Annotated in this window: 20 protein-coding genes; 12 read left to right on the top strand and 8 right to left on the bottom strand. The window is 64.9% G+C overall.

The window, feature by feature from the left end:
* Window position 1: 1 nt before the first annotated feature.
* Window positions 2–547, bottom strand: a complete 546-nt coding sequence (locus tag HZZ16_RS00190; RefSeq protein ID WP_197946363.1) for a sigma-70 family RNA polymerase sigma factor — start codon at window positions 545–547, stop codon at window positions 2–4.
* A 291-nt stretch (window positions 548–838) separates the two neighbouring features.
* On the opposite strand from HZZ16_RS00190, the gene HZZ16_RS00185 reads away from it, so the two are divergent.
* From HZZ16_RS00185 to HZZ16_RS00155, 7 genes are all read left to right on the top strand, one after another.
* Complete coding sequence (locus HZZ16_RS00185) at window positions 839–1,492, top strand: hypothetical protein (protein ID WP_197946361.1); 654 nt, start codon at window positions 839–841, stop codon at window positions 1,490–1,492.
* Window positions 1,493–1,603: 111 nt separating this feature from the next.
* Window positions 1,604–2,383 carry an enoyl-CoA hydratase gene (locus HZZ16_RS00180; protein ID WP_197946359.1) on the top strand — a complete coding sequence of 260 codons (780 nt, stop codon included), beginning with the start codon at window positions 1,604–1,606 and terminating at the stop codon, window positions 2,381–2,383.
* Between the two features lie 187 nt (window positions 2,384–2,570).
* Complete coding sequence (locus tag HZZ16_RS00175) at window positions 2,571–4,001, top strand: TolC family outer membrane protein (protein ID WP_197946357.1); 1,431 nt, start codon at window positions 2,571–2,573, stop codon at window positions 3,999–4,001.
* A gap of 113 nt (window positions 4,002–4,114) precedes the next feature.
* Entirely contained in the window at window positions 4,115–4,405 is a 291-nt protein-coding gene (locus tag HZZ16_RS00170; protein WP_197947243.1) for a type II toxin-antitoxin system RelE/ParE family toxin, read from the top strand.
* Window positions 4,405–4,755 (top strand): addiction module antidote protein, encoded by a 351-nt coding sequence (locus HZZ16_RS00165; RefSeq protein ID WP_197946355.1) that lies wholly within the window; start codon window positions 4,405–4,407, stop codon window positions 4,753–4,755. The genes HZZ16_RS00170 and HZZ16_RS00165 overlap by 1 nt, the downstream gene beginning before the upstream one ends.
* A gap of 83 nt (window positions 4,756–4,838) precedes the next feature.
* Complete coding sequence (locus HZZ16_RS00160) at window positions 4,839–5,396, top strand: ATP-binding protein (protein ID WP_197946353.1); 558 nt, start codon at window positions 4,839–4,841, stop codon at window positions 5,394–5,396.
* Between the two features lie 47 nt (window positions 5,397–5,443).
* Complete coding sequence (locus HZZ16_RS00155; RefSeq protein ID WP_197946351.1) at window positions 5,444–6,406, top strand: amidohydrolase family protein; 963 nt, start codon at window positions 5,444–5,446, stop codon at window positions 6,404–6,406.
* Between the two features lie 3 nt (window positions 6,407–6,409).
* On the opposite strand, the gene HZZ16_RS00150 is transcribed toward HZZ16_RS00155, so the two are convergent.
* From HZZ16_RS00150 to HZZ16_RS00140, 3 genes are all read right to left on the bottom strand, one after another.
* A complete protein-coding gene (locus HZZ16_RS00150) occupies window positions 6,410–9,526 on the bottom strand; it encodes an efflux RND transporter permease subunit (protein ID WP_197946349.1) in 3,117 nt (1,038 codons plus the stop codon).
* Between the two features lie 29 nt (window positions 9,527–9,555).
* Complete coding sequence (locus HZZ16_RS00145; protein WP_197946347.1) at window positions 9,556–10,806, bottom strand: efflux RND transporter periplasmic adaptor subunit; 1,251 nt, start codon at window positions 10,804–10,806, stop codon at window positions 9,556–9,558.
* A gap of 144 nt (window positions 10,807–10,950) precedes the next feature.
* The gene (locus tag HZZ16_RS00140) at window positions 10,951–12,351 is read right to left on the bottom strand and encodes a CoA transferase (protein WP_197946345.1); all 1,401 of its coding nucleotides are present in this window, start codon (window positions 12,349–12,351) and stop codon (window positions 10,951–10,953) included.
* Between the two features lie 109 nt (window positions 12,352–12,460).
* On the opposite strand from HZZ16_RS00140, the gene HZZ16_RS00135 reads away from it, so the two are divergent.
* Together HZZ16_RS00135 and HZZ16_RS00130 are read left to right on the top strand one after the other, a co-directional pair.
* The gene (locus HZZ16_RS00135) at window positions 12,461–12,748 is read left to right on the top strand and encodes a hypothetical protein (protein ID WP_197946343.1); all 288 of its coding nucleotides are present in this window, start codon (window positions 12,461–12,463) and stop codon (window positions 12,746–12,748) included.
* 165 nt (window positions 12,749–12,913) lie between these two features.
* Entirely contained in the window at window positions 12,914–13,684 is a 771-nt protein-coding gene (locus HZZ16_RS00130; RefSeq protein ID WP_197946341.1) for an SDR family NAD(P)-dependent oxidoreductase, read from the top strand.
* A 253-nt stretch (window positions 13,685–13,937) separates the two neighbouring features.
* Here the strand turns inward: HZZ16_RS00130 and HZZ16_RS00125 are convergent, their stop codons facing one another.
* From HZZ16_RS00125 to HZZ16_RS00115, 3 genes are read right to left on the bottom strand one after another with little or no spacing between them, the layout of a single operon-like run.
* Complete coding sequence (locus tag HZZ16_RS00125; RefSeq protein WP_197946339.1) at window positions 13,938–17,399, bottom strand: error-prone DNA polymerase; 3,462 nt, start codon at window positions 17,397–17,399, stop codon at window positions 13,938–13,940.
* On the bottom strand, window positions 17,396–18,991 hold the full coding sequence (locus tag HZZ16_RS00120; RefSeq protein ID WP_197946337.1) for a Y-family DNA polymerase: 1,596 nt from the start codon (window positions 18,989–18,991) through the stop codon (window positions 17,396–17,398). Before HZZ16_RS00120 ends, HZZ16_RS00125 begins: the two co-directional genes overlap by 4 nt.
* Window positions 18,888–19,676, bottom strand: coding sequence for an ImuA family protein (locus HZZ16_RS00115; protein ID WP_197946335.1), 789 nt, complete (start codon window positions 19,674–19,676; stop codon window positions 18,888–18,890). The genes HZZ16_RS00120 and HZZ16_RS00115 overlap by 104 nt, the downstream gene beginning before the upstream one ends.
* Window positions 19,677–19,838: 162 nt before the next feature.
* On the opposite strand from HZZ16_RS00115, the gene HZZ16_RS00110 reads away from it, so the two are divergent.
* From HZZ16_RS00110 to HZZ16_RS00100, 3 genes are all read left to right on the top strand, one after another.
* Window positions 19,839–21,074: a putative DNA modification/repair radical SAM protein gene (locus HZZ16_RS00110; RefSeq protein ID WP_197946334.1), complete on the top strand. Its 1,236-nt coding sequence runs from the start codon at window positions 19,839–19,841 to the stop codon at window positions 21,072–21,074.
* On the top strand, window positions 21,074–22,516 hold the full coding sequence (locus tag HZZ16_RS00105; protein WP_197946332.1) for a UdgX family uracil-DNA binding protein: 1,443 nt from the start codon (window positions 21,074–21,076) through the stop codon (window positions 22,514–22,516). Before HZZ16_RS00110 ends, HZZ16_RS00105 begins: the two co-directional genes overlap by 1 nt.
* Before the next feature lie 116 nt (window positions 22,517–22,632).
* Window positions 22,633–24,261, top strand: coding sequence for an inorganic phosphate transporter (locus tag HZZ16_RS00100; protein ID WP_197946330.1), 1,629 nt, complete (start codon window positions 22,633–22,635; stop codon window positions 24,259–24,261).
* Window positions 24,262–24,414: 153 nt separating this feature from the next.
* Here HZZ16_RS00100 and HZZ16_RS00095 read toward each other — a convergent pair whose 3' ends face one another.
* A complete protein-coding gene (locus HZZ16_RS00095) occupies window positions 24,415–25,587 on the bottom strand; it encodes a M20 aminoacylase family protein (RefSeq protein ID WP_197946328.1) in 1,173 nt (390 codons plus the stop codon).
* Window positions 25,588–25,683 lie beyond the last annotated feature (96 nt).

Below are 25,683 nucleotides of genomic sequence, written 5' to 3'. Positions count from 1 at the left end.
ATCAATGGTCCCGCAATTTTGCCGTCAGCGCCGCAAGTCCGCGATGCAGCGCGACCCGGACCGCACCCTCGCTCATCGACAGCTTTGCCGCCGTATCCTTGATCGAAGCGGCCTCGACCGCGATCGATTGCAGCACGTCGCGCTGACGCTGCGGCAGGGTCCCGAGCTGGACGGCGACCTCGCCGGCCGAAGCGGTCTCCTGCGGCGTCTCGCCCGGCAGCGTCTCGGCGAAATCGTCGATATTGACGAACACGCGCCTGCCGCGCCGCCGGAGCACATCGATCAGCTTGTTGCGGCCGATCGCAAACAGCCAGGGCGCGAAGGGGGCTTCGCTGTCCCAGGTATGCCGCTTCAGATGCACCGCCAACAGAATCTCCTGCACGATATCCTCAGCCTGGTCGGGCGGCTGACCTGCCCGCGCCAAGCCACGCCTCGCGGCGGCCCGCAGCACCGGCGTGACTGCCTTCAACAGACGATGATACGCTGCATCATCGCCTGCCATGGCCGACCGCATCAGGCCGGTCCATTCGTCCTCACGTCCGCGCACCCGCGCCCCTCACCATGCAATTCGGCCGCTCTTTCAATTTGTTACGCGGGCACCAAGCATATCACGAATTCGTGATCAAGATCCGGGCCGCGCGACCGATGCGGCCGCAAACATCTGGGACGGCTCATAACACCGATCGGTGCGTCCTGCATCGGGCGGGCGGCTGCGCGAGGGGGTTTGCCGCGTTTTTGGCGGGTGTAGCCCGAAGATTCCCATTTTCTGCCGCGCTGTCGTCACGCCCCGGGGTCTCTGTTCGCTGCCGGGACGGGCGGAATTGGGGAGATCGTCGACATGATGAAAGCCAGCACGCGCGCGGCCCTGATCGTTTTGGCCGGGCTTTTCCTGCTGTCCGGGGGCGTCGCACAAGCGGCGCCGAACTCGGCCGCAGGCAACAAATCGGAGAGCGCGGACAAGGGGGCCGATACGCCCAAGCACCGGCGCCACGACTCGCGCCGCACCGACGGCAAGAAGACGGTGCAGAAATCCGAGGACAAGGCCGACAAGAAGGAAACAGTGGCCAAGCCCGACGAGGCCAAGAACGACAAGACCGACAATCAGGTCCCGGCCTCGAGCCAGATGGCCCCGGCGGTCGCCAACGCCAATGCGCAGCTCGCCGATGCGCCGACTGCCGCGGCCGCGGCCGCGATGACGAACCGCGCCAACGACAACATCCAGGCAGCCGCCGGTAATACCAACGCCGAGAACCCCGAAAGCCAGGTCGTCGCGCCCGATCAGCTCAACGACATCGATCGCGCCTTGCAGGAGACCCCGCCGCCGCAGAAGGCGGTGATCGCCGCAACTGAGGCGCAGCCGCGGCCGGCGCCGGTGATGGCCAGCGCCCAGCAGAGCTCGGCGTGGGACCAGAGCTCCCTGATCGGCAAGATTTTCATTGGCGTCGGCACGTTGCTGACCCTGGCCTCCGCCGCGCGCATGTTCATGGCCTGATGGCTGGTTCCGCCGGGACGCGACCCGCGCGCGCGTCCCGGCCTCCGGCCCCCTTGAAGGCATCCGCGCCAGCGGGCACATTGCCCGCTCAATCAAAAGCGTGGGTGGAGCATGAGCACGTTCGAACACATCATCGTCGAGAGCATCGGTGCGGTCGGCATCGTGAAGCTGAACCGGCCGAAGATGCTCAACGCTCTCTCGTTCGGCGTCTTCCGCGAAATCGCCGCAGCGGTCGACGATCTCGAGGCCGATGACGCCATCGGCTGCATCGTCGTGACCGGCAACGAGAAGGCCTTTGCCGCCGGTGCCGACATCAAGGAGATGCAGCCCAAGGGCTTCATCGACATGTTCTCCGAGGATTTCGCCGCGATCGGCGGCGACCGCATCGCGCGCTGCCGCAAGCCGACCATCGCCGCGGTCGCCGGCTATGCGCTCGGCGGCGGCTGCGAGCTCGCCATGATGTGCGATTTCATCATCGCCGCCGACACTGCGAAGTTCGGCCAGCCCGAGATCACGCTCGGCACCATTCCCGGCATCGGCGGTACCCAGCGGCTGACGCGCGCGATCGGCAAGTCCAAGGCCATGGACCTCTGCCTCACCGGCCGGATGATGGACGCGGCGGAAGCGGAGCGAAGCGGCCTCGTCAGCCGCATCGTGCCCGCCGACAAGCTGATGGACGAAGTCATGGCGGCCGCCGAGAAGATCGTCGCGATGTCGCGCCCTGCGGCCGCGATGGCCAAGGAAGCGGTGAACCGCGCCTTCGAGACGACGCTCTCCGAAGGCATGAGCGTCGAGCGCAACCTGTTCCATTCGACATTCGCGCTCGAGGATCGCTCGGAGGGCATGGCGGCGTTCATCGAGAAGCGCAAGCCGGTGAACAAGAACCGGTAGCGCACACGCCGGTCAGGCCAGTGTAAGGCTCTGGCGCTTTCTCGCACACATCCTGTGACGCGCCTGCAACAAGCACGGAATACATGGGGGTTTTGCCCGCGGCAGTTTGCCTGCGGGACCTCGGCTGGCTAAACAGTTAAGAGGCCATCGTCGGCGGGGGCGGACAGCCGGGGTTAAGCGGGATTACATGATTGGGCGTACCGCCAGAGCTGGTCGCGAGGTGACGCGACGTCGATCGGGCGCGGGTCATGTGCTTGCGACATGGACCACGCTGGCGTTCTCGTGCGCCCTTCCCTCCGCGGCATGGGCCGAAGCCCTGCCGGAAGCCCTGGCAAAAGCCTATCAGACCAATCCGCAGCTCAATGCCGAGCGTGCGCGCCAGCGCGCCACCGACGAGAACGTGCCGCAGGCGCTGGCCGGCTACCGGCCGCAGATCGTGGCGAGCCTCAGCGCCGGCCTGCAATCGGTGCGCAATCTGTTGCCGGACAACACCATCCAGACCGGCAATCTGAAGCCCTGGATCATCGGCGTCACCGTGACGCAGAGCCTGTTCAACGGCTTCCGCACCGCCAACGGCGTGCGGGCCGCCGAGCTCCAGGTGCAGTCGGGCCGCGAGGCACTGCGCAATGTCGGTCAGGGCGTGCTGCTCGATGCGGTCACCGCCTACACCAACGTTCTCGCCAACCAGTCGCTGGTCGAGGCACAGCGCTCCAACGTCGCCTTCCTGCGCGAGACGCTCTCCGTCACCCAGCGCCGGCTCAATGCCGGCGACGTCACGCCCACCGACACCGCGCAGGCCGAGGCCCGCCTCAATCGTGGCCTTGCCGATCTCAACGCGGCCGAGGTCGCGCTTGCGGTCAGCCAGGCCACCTATGCGCAAGTGATCGGCAATGCGCCGTCGCAGCTCAGGCCTGCCGAGGCCGTCGACCGCTATCTGCCGAAGAGCCGCGAGGACGCCATGACGATGGCGATCCGCCAGCATCCGGCGGTGATGGCCGCCAGCTTCGACGTCGATGTAGCCTCCACCAACATCCGCATCGCCGAGGGCACGCTGCTGCCGAGCGCGACCATCCAGGGCAGCGCCAGCAAGAGCCGCAACAACGACCCGACGCTCGGTACCTTCGCCGAGGACCAGGCCTCGATCGTCGCCAACGTCACCGCGCCGATCTACGACGGCGGCCAGGCCGCGGCGCAGACCCGGCAGGCCAAGGAGATCACGGCGCAGAGCCGCCTCGTGCTCGACCAGGTGCGCAACCAGGCGCGCACGGCGGCGATCAGCGCCTGGGTCGCCAATGAAGGCGCCAAGATCACGGTCTCGGCTTCCGAATCCGAGGTGAAGGCGGCCACCGTCGCGCTGCAGGGCGTGCAGCGCGAGGCAGCTGGCGGCCAGCGCACGACGGTGGACGTTCTGAACTCGCAGGCCGACCTGATCCAGGCCAAGGCCCGCCTGATCGGCGCGCAACGCGACCGCGTGATCGCCTCCTACACGCTGCTCAGCGCCATCGGCCATCTCGATGTCAAGACGCTGAATCTGAACACGCCGGATTACCTGCCCGAGGTGCACTATCACCAGGTCCGCGACGCCTGGCACGGCCTGCGCACGCCATCGGGGCAGTAGCCCCTGCGCGCAGCGCCTCCAAGCCCAACCATATCGCATCGCCATCTCGACCTGCCGCCACAACCTTCAGGCCTCGTTGACATTTTGTAGCCTATGGACTACAGATGCAGCTTATGGTCGAGGTTAGGCAAACCGAACATTTTTCGGAGTGGCTGAAGCGCCTCAAGGACGCCAGCGCGGTTGCCCGGATCACCGTCCGTATTCGCCGCATGGAGATGGGCAACCCCGGTGACAGCAAAAGCGTCGGGCGCAATGTCCGGGAAATGCGCATCGACTACGGCCCGGGCTACCGGATTTACTATATGCAACGCGGACCGCGGATCATGATCCTGCTCTGCGGCGGCGACAAGGGCACGCAACGACACGACATCAAGCTAGCCCAGCAACTAGCGGAGACATTGTGATGCCAAAGGCAGCAAAATCGACGTTGAAAACGGCATCCAGGACGACGCGCTTCGATGCCGCCGACTATCTCAATACAGAGGAGCGTCAGGCGGCCTATATCGCGGCTGCGCTAGAGACTGGCGATGCCGATTTCGTGCGTGACGCGCTTGGGCTCGTCGCACGTGCGCGCGGCATGAGCACGATCGCAAAAAAAGCCGGCTTGAACCGGGAGAGTCTGTATAAGGCCCTCGGCGAGACAGGAAATCCCGAGTTCGGCACGGTCATGCGCATCGTCGGCGCGTTGGGCCTGACCTTGTCGGCCCAACCTACGACAAGCGGGCGGACGTCAAGGCGCCGCCGCGCCGCCTGAACGAGCGCTACGAGTCGCCCTCATACGTCCGATCGCCGTTTGCCAGCCGTTCCCACGCCTTCGGCCAAGCTCAGGTTGTTCATATGAAAAGCCGCCGCATCCATCTGATGGGAGCCTCAGGCTCCGGCGTGACCACGCTCGGTCGCGCCCTCGCGGGCCAGCTGGCGTTGCCGCATCACGACACCGACGACTATTTCTGGCTGCCGACCGTGCCGCCCTATCAGACCCCCCGCCCGGCCGCTGACCGCTTGCGCCTGATGCGCGAGATGTTCTTGCCGCGCCTCGACTGGGTGCTGAGCGGGTCCGTCACCGGCTGGGGCGAAGAGCTCGTTTCGTACTTCGACCTCGTCGTCTTCGTGACCGCGCCGCGCGAGATCCGGATGAAACGATTGCGCGCCCGCGAGGCCGCCCATTTCGGCGCTGATGCCGTCGCGCCGGGCGGATGGCGCCATGCCGAAACCGAAGACTTCGTCGAATGGGCCTCCCATTACGAAGCCGGCGATCGCGAAGGTCGCAGTCTCGCCAAGCACGAAGCGTGGCTCTCGAGCCTGCCCTGCCCGGTCGTGCGCGTGGACGGCTCACGTCCGCTTGCGGACCTTGTCGAGCAGCTATGCAGCGAAGCGGAGCGGCTGCCCGGCTGATGTGATATTCTCAACTCGCCGATAAAAAACAAACCGGGAGAGAAACCATGCTCAGCCGACGCAGCGTCCTGCTTGCCTCCCTTGCGGCCGGAGTAGCCATGACCAGCAAAGCCCATGCCCGCGCCGCGCAGCCTGCGACGCCGATCAATTTCGACGTCCCGGCGCATGCCTGCGACTGCCACACACACATTCACGGCGATGTCGAAAAGTTTCCGTTCTTCGCCGGGCGCGTCTATACGCCGGAGCCGGCTTCGCCGGAAGAAATGGCCGCACTGCACAAGGCACTGCATATCGAGCGCGTGGTGATCGTGACGCCGAGCGTTTACGGCACCGACAATTCCTCCACGCTGTTCGGCATGAAGGCGCGCGGCGCGACCGCGCGCGGGGTTGCCGTGATCGACGACAAGACGCCGGAGAGCGCGCTCGATGCGATGCACCAGGACGGCTTCCGCGGCATCCGCCTCAATCTGGCGACCGGCGGCGTCAACGACCCCAATGTCGGCCGCCCGCGTTTCACCGCCGCCGTCGAGCGCATGAAGGCGCGCGGTTGGCACGTGCAGCTCTACACCACGCTCGCCATGATCTCCGCGATCAAGGACCTCGTCGACACGGCGCCGGTGCCGGTCGTATTCGACCATTTCGGCGGTCTCGAGGCTTCGCTCGGCCTGGAGCAGCCGGGCTTCTCCGATCTCGTCGCGCTGGTGAAGTCCGGCAAGGCCTACGTGAAGATCTCGGGCGCTTATCGCTCGTCGAAGCTCGCGCCGGATTATCAGGACATGGTGCCCTATGCCCGCGCGCTGATCGCGGCCAATGCGGACCGCATCGTCTGGGGCACCGACTGGCCGCATCCGGATTCGAGCCGCGTCGAGGGCCGCAAGCCCACCGACATCGCGCCGCTCTACCAGATCGACGACGGCCGCCTGCTCAACCAGCTGCCGGTGTGGGCACCGGATGCCGAGGTGCGCAAGAAGATCCTGGTCGACAATCCGGCGCGGCTCTACGGGTTCTGACGATCAGCGCGCGCGGCGGGAGAAGAAGGAGATCAGCACCGGCAAAGTCACCAGGATCACGACCGGCGCCAGCATCATGCCGGTGACGACGACGACCGCGAGCGGCTTCTGCACCTGCGAGCCGATGCCTTCCGACAGCGCCGCAGGCAGCAGGCCGACGCCTGCGACGACGCAGGTCATCAGCACCGGCCGAAGCTGCAGCTCGCCGGTGCGCACCACCGCGCTCATGCGGTCCATGCCCTCTTCGATCAGCTGGTTGAACTGCGACAGGATGATGATGCCGTCCATCACGGCGATGCCGAACAGCGCGATGAAGCCGATCGCGGCGGAGACGCTGAACGCGGTGCCCGAGATCAAGAGGCCGAGCACGCCGCCGAAGATCGCCATCGGAATCACGCTCATCGCGAGCAGCGTGTCGGTCATCGAGCCGAAATTGAACCAGAGCAGCACGCCAATCAGCGCCAGCGAGATCGGCACCACGATCGAAAGCCGCCGGATGGCGTCCTGGAGATTGCCGAACTCGCCGACCCATTCCATGTGCGAGCCCGGCGGCAGCTGCACCTGCGCGGCGATCTTGTCCTGCGCCTCGCGGATCGCGCTGCCGAGATCGCGTTCGCGCACCGAGAACTTGATCGGCAGGTAGCGCTCCTGCTGCTCGCGATAGATGTAGGCGGCGCCGGAGACGAGGCTGATGGTCGCGACCTCGCTCAGCGGAATCTGCGTGACGGTGCCGTTCGGCCCGGGCGCACCGATCCGCAAATTCTGGATCGCCTCGGCGCTGCGGCGGTATTCCGGCGCGAGGCGGACGATGATCGGGAAGTGGCGGTCGCTTCCGGGCTCATAGAGGTCGCCGGCGGTGTCGCCGCCGATCGCGACCTTGATGGTGGCGTTGATGTCGCCCGGCGCCAGGCCGTAGCGCGCGGCCTTGGCGCGGTCGATGTCGATCTGAACGGTCGGCTGTCCCAGCGAAGTGAACACGGCAAGGTCGGTGACGCCCTGCACGGTCGATAGCACCTGCTTGATCTTGTTGGCGGTATCGGTCAGCGCCTGAAGGTCGCTGCCGAACAGCTTGATCGAGTTCTCGCCCTTCACGCCGGAAACGGCTTCGGAGACGTTGTCCTGGAGATATTGCGAGAAGTTGAACTCGACGCCGGGAAAGCGATCGTCGAGCTGCTTGAGCAATTGCGCGGTCAGCTCTTCCTTGTCGCGGGTGCCGGGCCACTGGCTCACGGGCTTGAGCGGCGCGAAGAACTCGGCGTTGAAGAAGCCGGCGGCGTCGGTACCGTCGTCGGGACGGCCGTGTTGCGACACGACGGATTCCACCTCGGGCCGGGCGCGGATCACCTTGCGCATCTCGTTGACGTAGCTATTGCCTTCCTGCAGCGAGATGGTCGGCGGCAGCGTGGCACGGATCCAGAGGTTGCCCTCCTCCAGCTTCGGCAGGAATTCGAGGCCGAGCAGCCGGGCGAGCGCGACCGTCATCAACACCAGGCCGACCGCGGCGCCGAGGACGATGTTGCGGTTGGCCACCGCCCAATTCAGCACAGGCATGTAGAGCCGGTGCAGGATCAGCATCACCTTCGTCTCGGTCTCCTCGACATGCGCGGGCAGGATGATGGCGGACAGCGCGGGGGTCACGGTGAAGGTGGCAAGCAGACCGCCGGCCAGCGCATAGGCATAGGTGCGCGCCATCGGCCCGAAGATGTTGCCCTCGACGCCTGACAGCGTGAACAGCGGCAGGAAGGCCGCGATGATGATCGCCGCGGCGAAGAAAATCGATCGCGAAACGTCGGCTGCCGCGCTCAGGATGGCATGGCTCTTCATGCCGAACAGCGTCTCGTTCGACATATGCTCGGATTCCGACATCGGCGTCGTCTGCGTGAGGCGGCGGAAGATCGCTTCCACCATGATCACGGTGGCATCGACGATCAGGCCGAAATCGATCGCGCCGACCGACAAGAGGTTGGCCGATTCCCCGCGCAGCACCAGGATGATCACGGCGAAGAACAGCGCGAACGGGATGGTGGCGCCGACGATCAGCGCGCTGCGGAGATCGCCGAGGAAGATCCACTGCAACAGCACGATTAGCAAGATGCCGATCACCATGTTGTGCAGCACGGTGTGGGTGGTGAGCTCGATCAGGTCGCCGCGATCGTAGATGCGCTCGATGCGCACACCGGGCGGCAGGATGCTGGAGTTGTTGATCTGCTGGACGAGTTCGTGGACGCGCTTGATGGTCGGCGAGCTCTGCTCGCCCCGCCGCATCAGCACGATGCCCTGCACGATGTCGTCGGAATCGTCGAGGCCGGCAATGCCGAGACGTGGCTTCTGACCGACCGTGACGGTGGCGACGTCCTTCACCAGCACCGGATTGCCACCCGTCTGCGCCACCATGGTGTTGGCGAGATCGTCGATCGAGCGGATCAGACCGACGCCGCGCACGACGGCGGATTGCTGGCCGATATTGACGGTGTTGCCGCCGACATTGACGTTAGAATTGCCGACTGCCTGGAGCAGTTGCGGCAGCGTCAGACCGTTGGCGACCAGCTTGTTGAAATCGACCTGGATCTCGTAGGTCTTGCTCCTGCCGCCCCAGCCGGTGACATCGATCACGCCGGGCACCGCGCGGAAGCGGCGCTGCAGCATCCAGTCCTGGATGGTCTTGAGGTCGAGCACGCTGTAGTTCGGCGGGCCGACCAGACGATAGCGGAAGATCTCGCCGATCGGGCTGAGCGGGGAGATCTGCGGCTGCACGTTGCCCGGCAACGGCGCGAGTTGCGCCAGGCGATTCAGCACCTGCTGCAGCGCCTCGTCATAAGTGTAGGCGAAGGAGAACTGGATTTTGACGTCGGACAGACCGTAGAGCGAGATGGTGCGGATGGTCGTGATGTTCTTCAGGCCGGCGACTTGGGTCTCGATCGGGATCGTGATGTAGCGCTCGATCTCCTCCGCCGACAGGCCCGGGCTCTGCGTCACGATGTCGACCATCGGCGGGGTCGGATCGGGATAGGCCTCGATGTTGAGCCGGTTGAACGCGATCAGGCCCCCGATCAGCACGGCGACGAACATGCCGACCATCAGGAAACGCCGGTTGACGGCAAGGGCAACGAGACGATCCATTCAGGTCTTCAATTTTCTTGGGTCGTCGATCAGCTGCCGGACGCCGCGCGGTCGATGAACAGACTGCCTTTGGTGACGATCTGCTCGCCGGGTTTCAGATTGCTGGTGACCTCGACGAGATTGCCGTTGATGAGACCGATCTTGATCTGGCGCAGCTCGACCGACTTGTCCTCGCGCGCGACCCAGAGGCGGACCTTGTCGGCCTCGTAGATCAGCGCCTGCTTCGGCACTGCCGGCGCGGCACGGTCGCCGGCCGAATAGATCGTGACGTTCGCGAACATCTCCGGCTTGAGCAGCCCGTCCTTGTTGTCGATCGTAGCGCGGACCAGCAGGCGGCGGGTGGTGGGGTCGATCGCGGCGGCAACGTAGTTGATCTTGGCGCTGAAAGGACGGCCAGGCAGCGCCATCACGTTGACGGTGATGTCCTGCCCGATGCACACCGCGGCCGCATCGCTCTCGCGCACGAAGGCGGTGAGCCAGACCGTGGAGAGGTCGCCGACCACGAAGACCGGATCGCTCGCGCCGGAGTTGACGTATTGGCCCGGACCAATCTTGCGCTGCACGACCGTGCCGGAGATCGGCGAGTAGATCGTGATTTCCCGATCGATGACGCCTTTTTCCTGGAACGTCCTGATGGCCTCGTCGGTGAAACCCAGGATGCGCAGCTTGTTGCGCGCCGCTTCCAGCGCCGTCACCGAAGAGCGCATGTCGTTGCGCGCCTGCACCTGGGCCGCTTCCGCCTGCTGGTAATCCTTAAGCGGAATGGCGTGGCCCTCGTAGAGGTCCTTGGCGCGCTTGAACTGGATATCGGAGAGCTCGAGCGCCGACTTCGCCTTGTTCTGCGAGGTCATCGCCGAGATGAAATCGTTCTGGGCCTGCACGGTGTCGGCGGCCTCGATCGTAAACAGCGGTTGACCTTGCTTCAGCACCTCGCCGGGCTTGGCGAGCAGCTTGGTGACGCGGCCTGCATAGGGCGAGAACACCGGCGTCGAGCGGTCCTCGTCAACCGCGACCTTGCCCTCGGTGACATACTCGGCGCGGAAGCTCCTGGCGGCGACCGGCTCGATCGTCAGCGTCGCCCATTCGGATGGCGTCGGCGTGAAGTTCTGCGCATTCCTGCGCGACTGGCTGGAGATCTCGGAGTGCTTCTTTTCCTTCGGGCCCGAAGAGAACAAGCCGTACGCTCCGACACCGCCGCCGGCGAGAGCTAGTAAAACTACGGATGCGATCACCCGTTGTTTTGCAATCACGTGCAATCGCTTGGTATTCTCAATTGCCATGGGGCCCGGTCGTGTCTGCGACGATCTCGGCAAATGATTGCCTCATCGGTCGCGCTAATAGTGCCGAATTGGGAGTTCAAACAACCTAAAAAACGCGTGGCTCTTTCCGTTTGCGTTAAAATTTTGCGACATGTCAGCTTCACGTCAGCTTCGGGCCGGCCACCGTGCCGGATGACTGCCGAGCGGCATCGCCGGACGGCTCCATTGCGCCGGCGTCTTCGACAGCCGAGCGGAATGTTGCACCGCCTTCAGCGTGCCGAAGCCAGATTGCATGTGTTCTATGAACGCAGCATGTACGGCCTCTCCCGTAATATCCGGGGTATTCAATCCGCCCTCGAGCCGGCCAAGATTCCAAAGCCAGCGCCCGGTCTGCGCCAGCGATACGCGCACATGCCAGCTGCCGCCTTCGCGCACCTGGCGTGCCTTGGCCATCATCGCGCCGAACGCCATCAGATAGCCGGTGGCGTGGTCGAGCATCTGTGCCGGCAATTCCTTGGGACCATCGATGCCGGCGGCCTGGCCTTCGGCATGGTTGAAGCCCGTCGTGGTCTGCACCAGGGAGTCGAAGCCGCGCCGCTCGGCCCAGGGGCCGGCGTGGCCATAGGCCGACAGCGTGACATAGACGATGCCGGGGCTGATCTGCGCCGCGTCCTCCGGCGCAAAGCCGAGTGCGGCGAGCGCACGCGGACGATAGCCTTGCGAGAAGACGTCGGCGTCCTTCAACAGCTCGCGCAACTGCGCCCGCCCGGCTTCGCTCTTCAGCTCGATGAAGGTGGTGAGCTTGCCGCGGCCGGTATCGATGGTGAGCCAGTCGATGGCGGGCAGCCCCGGTCCTGACACCAGCAGCACGTCCGCACCGTGCGCTGCGAGCGTGCGGCCGGCGACGGGACCTGCGATGACGCGGGAGAGATCGAGCACGCGAAGACCCGAGAGCGGACGATCGCCTTTTGGCCACCGCCTTGGCGGCGTCTCGCCGATCTTCTCGATCGAGAGCAGCGGCAATTGCGCAAGCGCGCGCGCCTGCGGCTGCGCGGACCATTCGTCGTAGGAGCGCATCAAGGCGACGACGCCGCCCGCGCCGTAGGCCGCGGTTTCGAAGTCCTCGCCCTTCCACTGCATCAGCGCGGCCTGCACTGTCTCGCGCTCGGGCTCGCAGCCGAGCACCTTGCAGACGGCGTCGCGGTGATGCGGAAAATTGGTGTGGCAGCGAACGAAGCGGCCATCGCCGGTTCTGTAGACGCCGGCGATGGCGTCCCAGGCGGGCGGCGGCGGCTTGTCGTCGAGGCGCAGATAGCGCTCGGAACGGCATTCGGCGACGGCATGGCGCATGTCGACGGAGACGTCCTGCGCCTCTCCGCTGCGCAGCTTCCATAACTCGGCGGCGGCAAGGCCGGCCGCGGCGATCGTGGTCTGGCCGGCGACGGCAACGCGAAACGAGGACGGGATTTGCGGCTCCCCCCCGGTCAACCGCACGCGGCCGAGCGCAATCGGATCGCCGCCAGCGGACGTCCAGATGCTCTCGAGAATGTCGGCAGGGCTTTGCATGACCGCTTCTCTCCCTTGCAGTTGAGCATGATCTTTCGGAAAACCGCTGCACAACCTTCCGGATCACGCTGTATTTTTACGACCATCCATCAGCACATAAGGGAATGCAATGGCCGCCATCGATCCCCTCATCGCAGGTGCCGTGTTCATCGCGACGGCGGCCACCGACGCCGTCTATGTCATGTTCACCTCGGCCGTGATCGCGCGCAAGCGCATCTCCGCGGCGAACTGGAGCGCGGTCTGGTACCTACTCTCCTCTTACGCCGTGATCAGCTACACCGAGAACGCCTTCTATGTCGCCTTCGCCGCGATCGGATCCTGGGCCGGCGCCTATGCCTCGTTGACCTTCCTGCACCGCCCGCCCGGCGGCCCGCCGGTCGGGGCGGCGCCGGAGTGAGGTTTCTCCGCCGTCATTGCGAGGAGCCCTTGCGACGAAACAATCCAGGATCTTTCCGCGGATGCATTTCTGGATTGCTTCGCTGCGCTCGCAATGACGAATTGGAGAGTTCAGCATACCAGCCGAAACAGCTACACTTGCGGCACCAACAAAAAGGAGCCAACAATGGATCTCGGTCTCAAAGGCAAGAACGCCGTCGTGCTCGGCGGCACGCGCGGCATCGGGCGGGCGATTGCGGCGACGCTGGCCGGTGAAGGTGCCAATGTCGCGGTATGCGCGCGCAACGCCGATCAGGTTGCGGCAACCGTCGCGGAGTTGAAGGCGAGCGGCATCAACGCCACCGGCGGCCCTGTCGATATCACCGACGGCGCGGCGCTGAAAAGCTGGATCGAGGCCTCAGCAAAAGAGCTCGGCGGCATCGACCTGCTGTTCTCCAATGCCGGCGCAATGGCGCAGGGGCACGATCCCGCATCCTGGGAGCAGAATTTCCGGCTCGACGTGCTCGGCGCCGTGCACGCCTTCGACGCCGCACGGCCGTTTCTCGAGACAAGTGGCGCCGAAGGCGGCGATGCGGCCTTCGTGATCATCTCGTCGATCTCCGCGGCGCAGGCTGACACGGCGAGCTCCTACGGCCCGATCAAGGCCGCGCTGATCCACATGGCCAAGGGACTGGCGCGGCAATACGCGAAGAAGAAGATCCGCGTGAATGTCGTGTCGCCCGGCACCGTCTATTTCAAGGGCGGCGTCTGGGAGATGATCGAGAAGAACATGCCGGAGCGGTACAACGATGCGATGAAGCGCAACCCGACCGGCCGCATGGCGACGCTACAGGAGATCGCGAGCGCGGCGGTGTTTCTGGCGAGCCCCGTGTCGGGATTTACCACCGGGTCGAATCTCGTCGTGGACGGCGCGATCTCGAACCGGGTGAATTTTTGAGGGTGGAGTTTGCGGCGCTCCCTCCGCCGTCATGGCCGGGCTTGACCCGGCCATCCACACGCCGCTGCACATTCGGAAAGACGTGGATGCCCGGGTCTAGCCCGGGCATGACGACTGTTAGTGACGCGCCCGATCGCGCAACAAAGTCGTCATTGCGAGCGCAGCGAAGCAATCCAGACTTCCCCCGGGGAAAGACTCTAGATTGCTTCGCTGCGCTCGCAATGACGACTTTGTTGCATCCCGCACCATCCCCTCAATGAAAATCCCGTGACGGCGGCAGGATGCGGACGTTGCGGGGGTGGCGGACCTTTTGCGCGGGCATGTCCACGAGGGCACGGGGGTCTTCATTCAGCGGCTCGACGACGGTGGCGCCTGCCGGCACCGGATGTTTGCGGCTTAGCGCATCGTTGGCCAATCCAACCAGGTCATGCGAGCGGTCGACCATGCGCTGGGCGATGAGATGCGTCACCTTCTCCGGGCTGCTCTGGATGTAGCCCTCGACCAGGATGAGGCGCGCGCCCATCACCTCTTTCCGGTACTGCTCCATGATCTTGGGCCAGACCACGACATTGGCGATGCCGGTCTCATCCTCCAGCGTCATGAATACGACGCCGCTGGCGCTGCCCGGCCGCTGCCGGACCAGGACCACGCCGGCGCAGCGGACGCGGCGCCGCTCGTTCTCATGGCTGATCTCCTTGCAGGCGACGATACGCTCGCGCGTAAACATCTCGCGCAGGAATTCCATCGGATGGCCCTTCAGCGACAGCCGGATGGTCTGGTAGTCCGCGACCACCTGCTCGGCGCGCGGCATCGCCGGCAGCGGCTTTGCACCTTCGTCCGGCTGCTCGCGCGCGGTCGCCGCCTCGAACAGCGGCAGCGGCACGTCGTCGGGCAGCCGCCGCACCTGCCATAGCGCCTCGCGGCGATCGAGCCCGAGCGAGCGGAACGCATCGGCATCCGCCAAGAGGATCAGCGCGCGCTTGGGCAGGCCGGTGTCGCGGGCAAAATCTTCCAGCGAGGTGAAGGGACGACGGTTGCGCGCGGCGACGATGCGGTCGGCCCAGTCCTGGGCTTTCTCGACATCGTCATTCCAGGGCGTCGCGTCAGCGACGAACCCGGAATCCATTTCTCCAGGCGTATGCGGCTCGATGGATTCCGGGTTCGCGCTTTGCGCGCCCCGGAATGACAACTGAGAGCGCTTCAGGCGCTCCTCATCCTCGTCCAGCCAGTGAAATCCATCGATCTGGCGGAAGCCCAGGCGCACGGCGCAGAATTTGCCGCTTCCCTCCTCCAGCGTGTTCTGCGCAAAGCTGTAGGACACGTCGATGTCGCGCACTTCGACGCCGTTCTTGCGGGCATCGCCGACGATCTGCGCCGGCGCATAAAAGCCCATCGGCTGCGAATTCAACAGACCGCAGCAGAAGGCGTCGGGATGGTAGTGCTTCAGCCACGACGAAATGTAGACCAGCTGTGCGAAGCTCGCGGCATGGCTCTCCGGGAAGCCGTAGGAGCCAAATCCCTTGATCTGGTCAAAGCAGCTCTTGGCGAAGTTGGGATCGTAGCCGCGGGCGACCATGTTGCCGATCAGCTTCTCCTCGTATTGGCCGATGGTGCCGACATTGCGAAAGGTCGCCATCGAGCGGCGCAGACCGTTGGCTTCCTCGGAGGTGAAATGGGCGGCCTCGATCGCAATACGCATCGCCTGCTCCTGGAACAGCGGAACACCCAGCGTCTTGTGCAGCACCTTGTAGAGCTCGTCCTTGTCACCGTGGTCCGGCGACGGCGAGGGATAGCTCACCTGCTCGAGCCCGTTCCGCCGCCGCAAATAAGGATGCACCATGTCGCCCTGGATCGGCCCGGGGCGCACGATCGCGACCTCGATGACGAGATCGTAGAAGGTACGCGGCTTCAGCCGCGGCAGCATGTTCATCTGGGCGCGGCTCTCGACCTGGAACACGCCGAGCGATTCCCCGCGGCACAGCATGTCGTAAACTTTGGGGTCGTCCTGTGGGACGCTCGCCAGCACAAGACGCGCGCCCTTGTGCTGGTCGATGAGATCGAAACATTTCCTGATGCAGGTCAGCATGCCCAGGGCGAGCACGTCGACCTTCATCATATGAAGCGCGTCGACGTCATCCTTGTCCCATTCGATGAAGGTGCGATCGTCCATCGCGGCATTGCCGATCGGCACATAGGTGTCGAGCCGGTCCTGTGTCAGCACATAGCCGCCGACATGCTGGGATAGGTGACGCGGAAATTCGATCAGCTCGGTCGCAAGCTCGACCGCGAGGTTGATCATGGGATTGCCGGGATCGAGCCCGGCCTGCCGGACCTGCATGTCGTTGAGGCCCTTGCCCCAGCTGCCCCAGACGGTGTCGGCAAGCGCGGCGGTGACATCCTCGGTCAGGCCGAGCGCCTTGCCAACGTCGCGGATGGCGCTGCGCGGGCGGTAGTGGATGACGGTGGCGATGATCGCGGCGCGGTGGCGGCCGTAGCGGCGGTAGACATATTGCATCACCTCCTCGCGGCGCGAATGTTCGAAATCGACGTCGATATCGGGCGGCTCCAGCCGTTCCTTGGAGATGAAGCGCTCGAACAAGAGGTCCACTTTGGTCGGGTCGACCGAGGTGATGCCAAGCACGTAGCACACCGCCGAGTTCGCCGCCGAGCCGCGGCCCTGGCACAAAATGTTCTGGCTGCGCGCGTAGTGCACGATATCGTGCACGGTGAGGAAATAGTGCGCGTATTTCAGCTCGGCGATGAGCGCAAGCTCCTTGTTCAAGGTCGCGCGCAGCTTGTCGTCGATCTTGCCGCCGAAATATTTATCGACGCCCGCCCAGGTCAGATCCTCCAGATGACCTTGCGCGGTCTTGCCCGGCGGCACCGGCTCGTCCGGATATTGGTATTTGAGCTGGTCGAGCGAGAAATCGATCTTGTCCGCAAAGCGCATAGTCTCCGCGACTGCCTCGGGGAAATCGCGGAACAGCCGCGCCATTTCGCGTGGTGTCTTCAGGAAGCGCTCGGCATTGGCTTCGAGCTTCCGCCCAATCGCCTCGATCGTGGTCTTTTCCCGGATGCAGGTCAGCACGTCCTGAAGCGGACGGCGGCCGGGATCGTGATACAGCACCTCGTTGGTCGCGAGCAGCGGCACCTTGGCCTTTGCGGCGAGATCATCGAGCCGGGACAGGCGACGCTTGTCGTCGCCTCGATAGAGCAGGCTCGCCGCCAGCCACACGCCCTCGGCACGGCTATCCCTGAGCTTTGCGAGGACATCCAGCGCCAGCGCCGGCTCGAAACGATGCGGCAGCGTCAGGACCAGGAGCTGGCCTTCCGAGAATTCCAGGAGATCGGCGAAGGTGAGACGGCACTCGCCCTTCTCGATCCGCGTGATGTCATCGCCGCGCTTGCCCCTTGTGAGGAGCTGGCACAACCGGCCATAGGCCGCGCGATCGCGTGGATAGACCAGGATGTCGGGCGTGCCGTCGATGAAGACGATGCGGGCGCCGATCAACAGTTTCGGCTTGTGCAGCACCTCGTCATTGTCGAGCTCCTGGTAGGCGCGCACCACGCCGGCGAGCGTGTTATGGTCGGCGATGCCGATCGCGGGAATCCCGAACTTGCTCGCCTGATGCACATAGGCGCGCGGATCCGAGCCGCCGCGCAGGAAGGAGAAGTTTGTGGTGATGCCGATCTCGGCATAGCTAAACGTATTCATGCGAAGAGACCGTGCACATACCAGCCGGGAGACGCAGGCTTGCCGTCACCGTCGAACACCTCGCCTTCATAGAGACCGTCGCGAAAGATCCAGAAGCGCAGGCCTTCGGCATCCTCGATGCGGAAATAATCCCGCGTCAGCTGCTTGCCGTCCTGCCGCCACCATTCCATCGCGATGCGCTCGGGCCCCTCCACCCGCACCACCGCATGCAGCGCGCGGCGCCAGGTGAATTGATGCGGCGGACCATCGGGCACGGTCGCGAACGGCACCTTGATCGGCTCCGGCTTGTCAAACAGCCGCAAGGGACGCAGCGGCGGCTCGCATGCGACGCGCGCCGGCCATTCGGCCTGCATGGCAGCAGCGAGATGATGCTGCCCCGATGCGGCCAGCACCGCGCTTTCGGGGATATGGGTATCCTGCGGCAGGTGCACGACGACGCGTTTTCCCCCGATGCGCGCGGCGATGCGGTCGATCAGCGCGGCGAGCTCGTCATTGTCGTGGACATGGGCATCGAGATCGCGCTGCTCCTGCACCACGATCTCGGTACGGCTCGCCGACAGCCGCACCATGTCGAAGCCGAAGCCGGGATCGAGGGGATCGGCGAGTGCATCGAGCCGCTCGCGGAACAGGCGGTCGACCACGGCGCTTCGCGTCACCGGACGTCCGGTCTCGACCGTGATCGTACGCACCACACCGTCGGTGCGGAAGAAGGCCGCTTCAAGCCGCCGCGCGCCTTTGCCCTGCTTCTCCATGGACGCGATCAGCGTGTCGGCCAGCCGCGACAGCGTCATCGCGATCATGGTGTCGGTCGCGATCGGCTCGGCAAAACGCTTCTCGACGATGTAATCGGGCAGCGGTTTGCGCGGGCTGATCGGCGCATCGCCCTGCCCCAGCGCATACGCGAGCAGCGTGGAGAAGCGGGCGCCGAACCGCGCCGTGATCTCGCCCGGCGCGCGCGAGGCGACATCGCCGATGGTCTTCAGCCCGGCGCGGCGCAGGCCGGTGGTGATGGCTTCACCTGCACCAAGCGCGGAAACTGGAAACGACCTGATCGCCTCCGCCTCTCCGCCATCAGCGACGATGGTACCGGATGCCTGCCGCGTCAGCGTGCGGGCGCAGATCGAGGTGCCGGCGATCGCCGCGCTAACGGCAAAGCCTTGCCGGCCGAGCGCGCGGACCAATGTCCGCAACAACGCGGCCTCGCCGCCGAACAGATGCGCGCAGCCGGTGATGTCCAGGAACAGCCCGTGCGGCGGATCGAGCGCCACCAGCGGCGTGAAGCGATCGCACCAATCGGCGATATCGCTGAGTGTCTTCGCATCGGCCACGGTATCGGCGTCGAACACACGCAAGTCCGGGCACATCGCCCGCGCATTGGCCAGAGGCTGGCCGATATACAGGCCGAGACGCTCGGCGGCCTCGTCCAGCGCATGGATCACCAGCGCATTGTTGTCCTTGATGACGACGATGCTTGGCTCAGGATTGGCTTTACCCAGCCCGGCGCTGTTGAAGAACCGCTGGATCCTGTCGATGGGCAGGCGCGGCAACCACAGGCTGAGGATACGTCGAGGGTTCACTGAACTGGCACTCATCACAATTCCATTCCATGATCCACCGGCCGCACGGGCCATGACGATTGCGCAAGAGTTCGGCATCGAACACCGGCGCGCCCCAGGCACTCCACACCGAGCCCGGCGGCGAATGCGCCGCACGCAGCATCCACCTGGTCTCCGCGGTCGAGGGCAGCGGCTGCGCGGCCATCCGCAGCAAGAGGCCGGTAACGCCCGAGCCTTGCGCAGCCAGCGTCAGCTTGCGGCTCGCCACCAGATCGAACTGCCTGACCTCGCCCCAGAGCTCGAGCACGACAGCGCCCAGCGCATCGCAGGCAAGCGCATCGGCCGAGGTGCGCAGCGCGCTCTCGACATCGGCGGCGCGCACCATCACCACATGGCGCGGATCGAGGCCGAGTTCGGATAACCCGCTCATCGACAGCGCGCCGGTTTCGAGCTCCGAAAAATCCTGCCGCACCCACAATAGCGGCCGGCGTGCGCTCACGCGTCCCGCAAGGCCCATGACAAAGCCCGTCGCGGCCGCGCCCTGGCGCCCCTCGCAAAACACCTCGTGGATCGCCGCGCGCGCGAGCCCGCCCTTCAGCGCGGCGTCGGCCGCGCCATGGCCGAGCGCGATGCGATCGCGCGGATGCACGACCTCGGCCGTCTCGATGCGCTCGATCTGGCCGCGCAGGATTGCAAGCGCGCTCATACGTGCGCCGCTCATGCTCGCCGCTCCTCAGAGATGATTGCCGAAGTTCTCGAAAATAAGAACCTGCGGCTGGCTCATTTGTTCATGATATGTTCTAATATAAAGCTAACGGCGCCGGCAGAGTCAATCGAATTGGCGCCTCTAAAGATTCATGAGCAGAATCAAAGAGATTCAAACATGGACGTACAACGCAAGCTGGAGATTCTGGCGGACGCCGCCAAATACGACGCATCCTGTGCCTCCAGCGGCACCGAGAAGCGGGATTCCAGCGACGGCAAGGGCATGGGCTCGACCGCGCCGGGCATGGGCATCTGCCATTCCTACGCGCCGGACGGACGCTGCATCTCCCTGCTCAAGGTGCTGCTGACCAACGCCTGCAATTACGATTGCCTCTATTGCGTCAACCGCGCCTCCTCAAACGTCCCACGCGCCCGCTTCACCATCGACGAATTGGTCAAGCTCACGCTCGACTTCTACCGGCGCAATTACATCGAAGGCCTGTTCCTCTCCTCCGGCATCATCCGCAGCCCTGATTACACGATGGAGCAAGTGGTGAGCGTCGCACGCAAGCTGCGCGAGGAGCATCATTTTCGCGGCTACATCCATCTGAAGACCATTCCCGAGGCCGACGACGTCCTGATCGCCGAGGCCGGCAAATATGCCGACCGTCTTTCGATCAACATCGAGATGCCTGAGGAGACGAGCCTGCAGCAATTCGCGCCGGAGAAGGACGTGCGCGCGATCCGCCGCACCATGGGCCGGCTGCGGTTGAAGCTGGACGAGGCCGAGGAGAACCGCACAACGAAAACAAAGGCCAGGCCGCAGCGCTTCGCGCCCGCCGGACAAAGCACGCAGATGATCGTCGGCGCAGATAGCGCCTCCGATCACACCATTCTCCACACCAGCGCCAATCTCTATGGCGCCTACCGGCTGCGGCGCGTCTATTACTCCGCCTTCAGCCCGATCCCCGATGCCAGCCGCGCGCTCCCCCTGCGCGCGCCGCCGCTGCTGCGCGAGCACCGGCTGTACCAGGCCGACTGGCTGATGCGGTTCTACGGCTTCGATGTCGGCGAGATCGTCGACGACAGCGCGATGCTGCCGCTCGACATCGATCCCAAGCTCGCCTGGGCGCTGCGCCACCGCGACCGCTTCCCGCTCGACGTCAACCGCGCCAGCCGCGAGGAGCTGCTGCGCGTGCCGGGCTTCGGCACCAGGACGGTCGAACGCATCCTCGCGACCCGGCGCACCACCACGATCCGCCTCGCCGATCTCGCGCGGCTTCATGTACCCCGCAACAAGGCGCTGCCGTTCATCGTCCTCAGCGATCACCGTCCCTCACTGCATCGTCTCGATGCCGCCGGGCTGATCGAACGGTTCAAGCCGAAAGCAACGCAGCTCGGATTTGGCTTCTGATGCAGTACATCATGCTCGACACCGAAACCGATTTCGACGGCTGGCGCAAAGCCGCGCGCAGCCTCGTGCTTCGCCACGTGCCGCCCAGCGACGTCACGTGGACCGTGCGGGGCCGCGAAGACGAGCTGTTCGCGCCGCAAGCGCCGTCTCCGATCCTCGAGGTGAACGAGGGCACCTTCACCGTATCAGGCAAATTCATCGAGCTCGCCAAGGCCGCGCTTCTGCACCGCGATCCCGAGCGCTTCGCGATCCTCTATCACCTGCTGTTCCGGCTGAAGGACGATCACGATCTCATCGAGGTCGCGACCGATTCCGACGTCGCGCTTGTCACGGCCATGGCGAAAGCCGTCTATCGCGACGAGCACAAGATGCACGCCTTCGTGCGCTTCCGCGAGATCGGCCGGGAGCGTGAGGCGCATTACGTCGCCTGGTTCGAGCCGGAGCATCACATCGTCGAACTCGCTGCCCCGTTCTTCGCCAAGCGCTTTGCCGACATGCCATGGTCGATCCTGACGCCGGACCTCTGCGCGCATTGGGACGGCCATGCGCTCGCGTTCACGCCGGGCGTCAGCAAAAGCGAGGCGCCGGGCGAAGACAGGCTAGAGGAAACCTGGCGGCGCTACTATGCCAGCATCTTCAATCCGGCGCGGCTCAAGGTGAAGGCGATGCAGGCCGAGATGCCGAAGAAATATTGGAGGAACCTGCCCGAGGCTTCGATCATTAAGCCCTTGATCGAGGACGCCGAGCGCATGACCGGCGCCATGATCGCCAATGCCGCAACCGATCCGCACAAGCCTCAGAAGCGGCCGGAGGCTCCGATGAAACGCAAGTCAGCTGCCGATGATCTCGAAACGCTCCGCGAGGAGGCTGCACATTGCCGCGCCTGCCATCTCTACAAGGATGCGACGCAAACGGTGTTTGGCGAAGGTCCGAGGAACGCCAACATTATGCTGGTCGGCGAGCAGCCCGGCGACAAGGAAGACCTCGCCGGTCATCCCTTCGTCGGCCCGGCCGGGCAAATGCTCGATCGCGCACTGGAGGAGGCCGGCGTCGACCGCAAGAAGGTCTATGTCACCAACGCGGTGAAGCACTTCAAATTCGTGCCGCGCGGAAAGATCCGCCTGCACCAGAAGCCGAACACACCTGAGATCCGGGCGTGCCGGCAATGGTATGAGCGGGAAGTTTCGGCAATCCAGCCCGATCTCATCGTAGCTATGGGCGCCACCGCCGCGCAAAGCGTGTTCGGCAAGATCACTCCCATCGGCAAGAACCGCGGCCGGTTGATCGATCTTCCCGACGGGCGTAAAGCGCTCGTGACGGTGCATCCGTCCTATCTGCTGCGGCTGCCGGATCCCGAAGCCAAGGTGTTGGAGTATCGACGCTTTGTCGAGGACCTGAAGATCGCCGCCGGCCTGCAGAAGAAGGCCGCGCGGGCCGCCTGAGCACGGCCAGGGCAACGGCATACTGGCAGGCAAACGGCTTTCGCGCCTTGGTTGTCATCCGGCCTTCAAATCCATCGCGGACAATACCCGGACCGAAAGTGAAGGGGCGTCCAGACATGACCGATGTTGCATTCGACCGCGCGGTAGTAGATCCCGCGCCGATCCAGCCGGCCTCACGGCCGAATCTCGACAAGGGCTTCAATCCGCTGACGATGATCCTGTTCTTCGGCGTCCTCGCCGGAGGCCTGCTGTTCGTCGCCTACAGCATCTATGTCGACGTCAATGCCACCGGCACGCGGGTGACAACCTACCTGCCCTACATCCTCCTCTTCATCGCGCTCCTGATCGCGCTCGGCTTCGAATTCGTCAACGGCTTCCATGACACCGCCAATGCCGTGGCGACCGTGATCTACACCCATTCGCTGCCGGCCGAGGTCGCGGTGATGTGGTCGGGCTTCTTCAACTTCCTCGGCGTGCTCTTGTCCTCCGGCGCGGTCGCCTTCGGCATCGTCTCGCTGCTGCCGGTCGAGCTGATCCTACAGGTCGGCTCCAGCGCCGGCTTTGCCATGGTGTTCGCGCTGTTGATCGCCGCGATCCTGTGGAACCTCGGCACCTGGTTCTTCGGCCTGCCCGCCTCTTCCTCGCACACGCTGATCGGCTCGATCATCGGCGTCGGCGTCGCCAACGCCGTCATGCGCGGCCGCGACGGCACCTCAGGCGTGGACTGGACCAAGGCGACCGAGATCGGTTACGCGCTGCTGCTGTCGCCCCTGTTCGGCTTCATCTGTGCCGCCACGCTGTTGCTCCTGCTCAAGTTCATCGTGCGCAACCCGGCGCTCTATTCCGCGCCGGAAGGCCACAAAGCGCCGCCGCTGTGGATCCGCGGCCTCTTGATCGCGACCTGCACCGGCGTCAGCTTCGCGCATGGTTCGAACGACGGCCAGAAGGGCATGGGCCTGATCATGCTGATCCTGATCGGCACCGTGCCGACCGCCTACGCGCTCAACCGCGCGCTGCCGGAATCGCAGGTCGTCCAGTTCCAGAAGACCTCCGATGCCGCCGCCAAGGTGATCTCGGCGAAGGGCGCCGGCCACAGCATCATCGGCGATCCCCGCCCCGGCGTGACGCAGTACATCACCCTGCGCCACATCAACGAGGGCACCTATCCCTCGCTCGCGGTGCTGGTGAAGGAGGTCGGCGATCAGGTCGCCAAATACGGCACGCTGAACAAGCTGCCCGCGGAAGCCGTCGGCAACACCCGCAACGACATGTACATGACCTCGGAAGCGATCCGCTTCCTGATGAAGGACAAGGAGAACGATCTCAACAAGGAGGAGATCGCGATCCTGAACGCCTACAAGGGATCGCTCGACGCCGCCACCAAGTTCATCCCGAACTGGGTGAAGATCGCGGTCGCCATCGCGCTCGGCCTCGGCACCATGATCGGTTGGAAGCGCATCGTCATCACGGTCGGCGAGAAGATCGGCAAGAGCCATCTCACCTACGCGCAAGGGGCGTCCGCCGAGCTCGTGGCCGCGGCCACGATCGGCGCCGCCGACGTGTTCGGCCTGCCGGTCTCGACCACGCATGTGTTGTCGTCGGGCGTCGCCGGCACCATGGCGGCGAATGGTTCGGGCCTGCAATGGTCGACGATCCGCAACCTACTGATGGCCTGGGTACTGACGCTGCCCTGCGCGATCATGCTGTCGGCCACGCTCTACGTGATCTTCTCGCGGATGTTCTGAGCCGACCGGCAAACTGAAAAGCGTGTGGCCGGGCTTGCGCCCGGCCATTTACATTTGCAGGGTCATTCCGGGGCGATCCGCAGGATCGAACCCGGAATCTCGAGATTCCGGGTCTGGTCCTTCGGACCATCCCGGAGTGACGACTCAGACGCTTTACGACGCCGCGAGCTGCTCCTCGACCAGCTTCACCCAATAGGACGTGCCGTAGACGATTGCCTCGTCGTTGAAATTGTAGGCGGGGTGATGCAGGCCGGCGCTGTCGCCGTTGCCGCAGAAGATGAAGGCGCCGGGCCGCGCTTCCAGCATGTAGGCGAAATCCTCGCCGCCCATCAGCGGCGCCATCTCGTGCACATGGGCCTCACCCGCGACCTGCGTGGCGATGCGCCGTGCCACCTCGGTCTCCGCCGCATGATTGTTCACGACCGGATAATTGCGCTTGTAGTGCAGGTCGATCTTGGCGCCGGTGATTTGCGCCACGCCCGCCACGACTTCGTGCACGCGCCTCTCGACCAGCTTGCGCACCTCCGGCGACAGCGTGCGGATGGTGCCTCTCAGGGTCGCGGTCTGCGGAATGACGTTGCGGGCGTTGCCGGCGTGGAATTCGCAAATCGATACGACCGCCGATTCCAGGGGATCGACGCTGCGCGAGACGATCGACTGCAGGGCCGTGATTACTTGCGCGCCGACCAGCACGGAATCGACGCATTTGTGCGGACGCGCGGCATGGCCGCCCACGCCCTCGATCATGATGTCGACCTCGTCCGTCGCCGCCATGATGGGACCCGGCCTGATCGCGAACGAGCCGACCGGAATGCCCGGGCCGTTGTGCATGCCGTAGACCTGCTCGATGCCGAAGCGCTCCATCAGGCCGTCCTTGACCATGGCCGCGCCGCCGGCGCCACCCTCCTCGGCCGGCTGGAAGATCACTACAGCCTGGCCGGCAAAATTGCGCGTCTCGGCGAGATAGCGGGCCGCCCCGAGCAGCATCGCAGTGTGGCCATCATGGCCGCAGGCGTGCATCTTGCCGGGGATTTTGGAGGCGTAAGGCAGATTGGTCTGCTCCTCGACCGGCAGCGCGTCCATGTCGGCACGCATGCCGATCACCTTGAGCCCCTCGCCGGCGGGCTTGTTGCCCTTGATCACGCCGACGACGCCGGTCTGGCCCAGGCCGGTCACGACTTCGTCGCAGCCGAACTCCCGCAACCGGTCCGCAACGAATGCTGCGGTGCGGTGGACATCGTACAGCAGCTCGGGGTGCTGATGGATGTCCCGCCGCCAGGCCTGGATATCGGGTTGAAGGTCGGCGACGCGGTTCACGATGGGCATGGAAGGTCTCGAGCTGTTGGAAATGCAGAACTGTCTACCATGCAAGCGTCGGTCCACCCAACCGCCGGCAATCGGGGTCTAGCCCTGTTCACCCGG

The sequence above is a fragment of the Bradyrhizobium glycinis genome (genome assembly GCF_016031655.1).
GTDB classification, from domain to species: Bacteria; Pseudomonadota; Alphaproteobacteria; order Rhizobiales; family Xanthobacteraceae; genus Bradyrhizobium; species Bradyrhizobium glycinis.
Note: the sequence above shows the minus strand (reverse complement) of the source record. Positions and strands in the feature narration are given on the sequence as shown.

Excerpts from the sequence above, each read along its gene's own strand:
- HZZ16_RS00185 (WP_197946361.1), top strand. The coding sequence starts at position 839 with ATGATGAAAGCCAGCACGCGCGCGGCCCTGATCGTTTTGGCCGGGCTT.
- HZZ16_RS00180 (WP_197946359.1), top strand. The coding sequence starts at position 1,604 with ATGAGCACGTTCGAACACATCATCGTCGAGAGCATCGGTGCGGTCGGC.
- HZZ16_RS00175 (WP_197946357.1), top strand. The coding sequence starts at position 2,571 with ATGATTGGGCGTACCGCCAGAGCTGGTCGCGAGGTGACGCGACGTCGA.
- HZZ16_RS00170 (WP_197947243.1), top strand. The coding sequence starts at position 4,115 with ATGGTCGAGGTTAGGCAAACCGAACATTTTTCGGAGTGGCTGAAGCGC.
- HZZ16_RS00165 (WP_197946355.1), top strand. The coding sequence starts at position 4,405 with ATGCCAAAGGCAGCAAAATCGACGTTGAAAACGGCATCCAGGACGACG.
- HZZ16_RS00160 (WP_197946353.1), top strand. The coding sequence starts at position 4,839 with ATGAAAAGCCGCCGCATCCATCTGATGGGAGCCTCAGGCTCCGGCGTG.
- HZZ16_RS00155 (WP_197946351.1), top strand. The coding sequence starts at position 5,444 with ATGCTCAGCCGACGCAGCGTCCTGCTTGCCTCCCTTGCGGCCGGAGTA.
- HZZ16_RS00150 (WP_197946349.1), bottom strand. The coding sequence starts at position 9,526 with ATGGATCGTCTCGTTGCCCTTGCCGTCAACCGGCGTTTCCTGATGGTC.
- HZZ16_RS00145 (WP_197946347.1), bottom strand. The coding sequence starts at position 10,806 with ATGGCAATTGAGAATACCAAGCGATTGCACGTGATTGCAAAACAACGG.
- HZZ16_RS00140 (WP_197946345.1), bottom strand. The coding sequence starts at position 12,351 with ATGCAAAGCCCTGCCGACATTCTCGAGAGCATCTGGACGTCCGCTGGC.
- HZZ16_RS00135 (WP_197946343.1), top strand. The coding sequence starts at position 12,461 with ATGGCCGCCATCGATCCCCTCATCGCAGGTGCCGTGTTCATCGCGACG.
- HZZ16_RS00130 (WP_197946341.1), top strand. The coding sequence starts at position 12,914 with ATGGATCTCGGTCTCAAAGGCAAGAACGCCGTCGTGCTCGGCGGCACG.
- HZZ16_RS00125 (WP_197946339.1), bottom strand. The coding sequence starts at position 17,399 with ATGAATACGTTTAGCTATGCCGAGATCGGCATCACCACAAACTTCTCC.
- HZZ16_RS00120 (WP_197946337.1), bottom strand. The coding sequence starts at position 18,991 with ATGAGTGCCAGTTCAGTGAACCCTCGACGTATCCTCAGCCTGTGGTTG.
- HZZ16_RS00115 (WP_197946335.1), bottom strand. The coding sequence starts at position 19,676 with ATGAGCGGCGCACGTATGAGCGCGCTTGCAATCCTGCGCGGCCAGATC.
- HZZ16_RS00110 (WP_197946334.1), top strand. The coding sequence starts at position 19,839 with ATGGACGTACAACGCAAGCTGGAGATTCTGGCGGACGCCGCCAAATAC.
- HZZ16_RS00105 (WP_197946332.1), top strand. The coding sequence starts at position 21,074 with ATGCAGTACATCATGCTCGACACCGAAACCGATTTCGACGGCTGGCGC.
- HZZ16_RS00100 (WP_197946330.1), top strand. The coding sequence starts at position 22,633 with ATGACCGATGTTGCATTCGACCGCGCGGTAGTAGATCCCGCGCCGATC.
- HZZ16_RS00095 (WP_197946328.1), bottom strand. The coding sequence starts at position 25,587 with ATGCCCATCGTGAACCGCGTCGCCGACCTTCAACCCGATATCCAGGCC.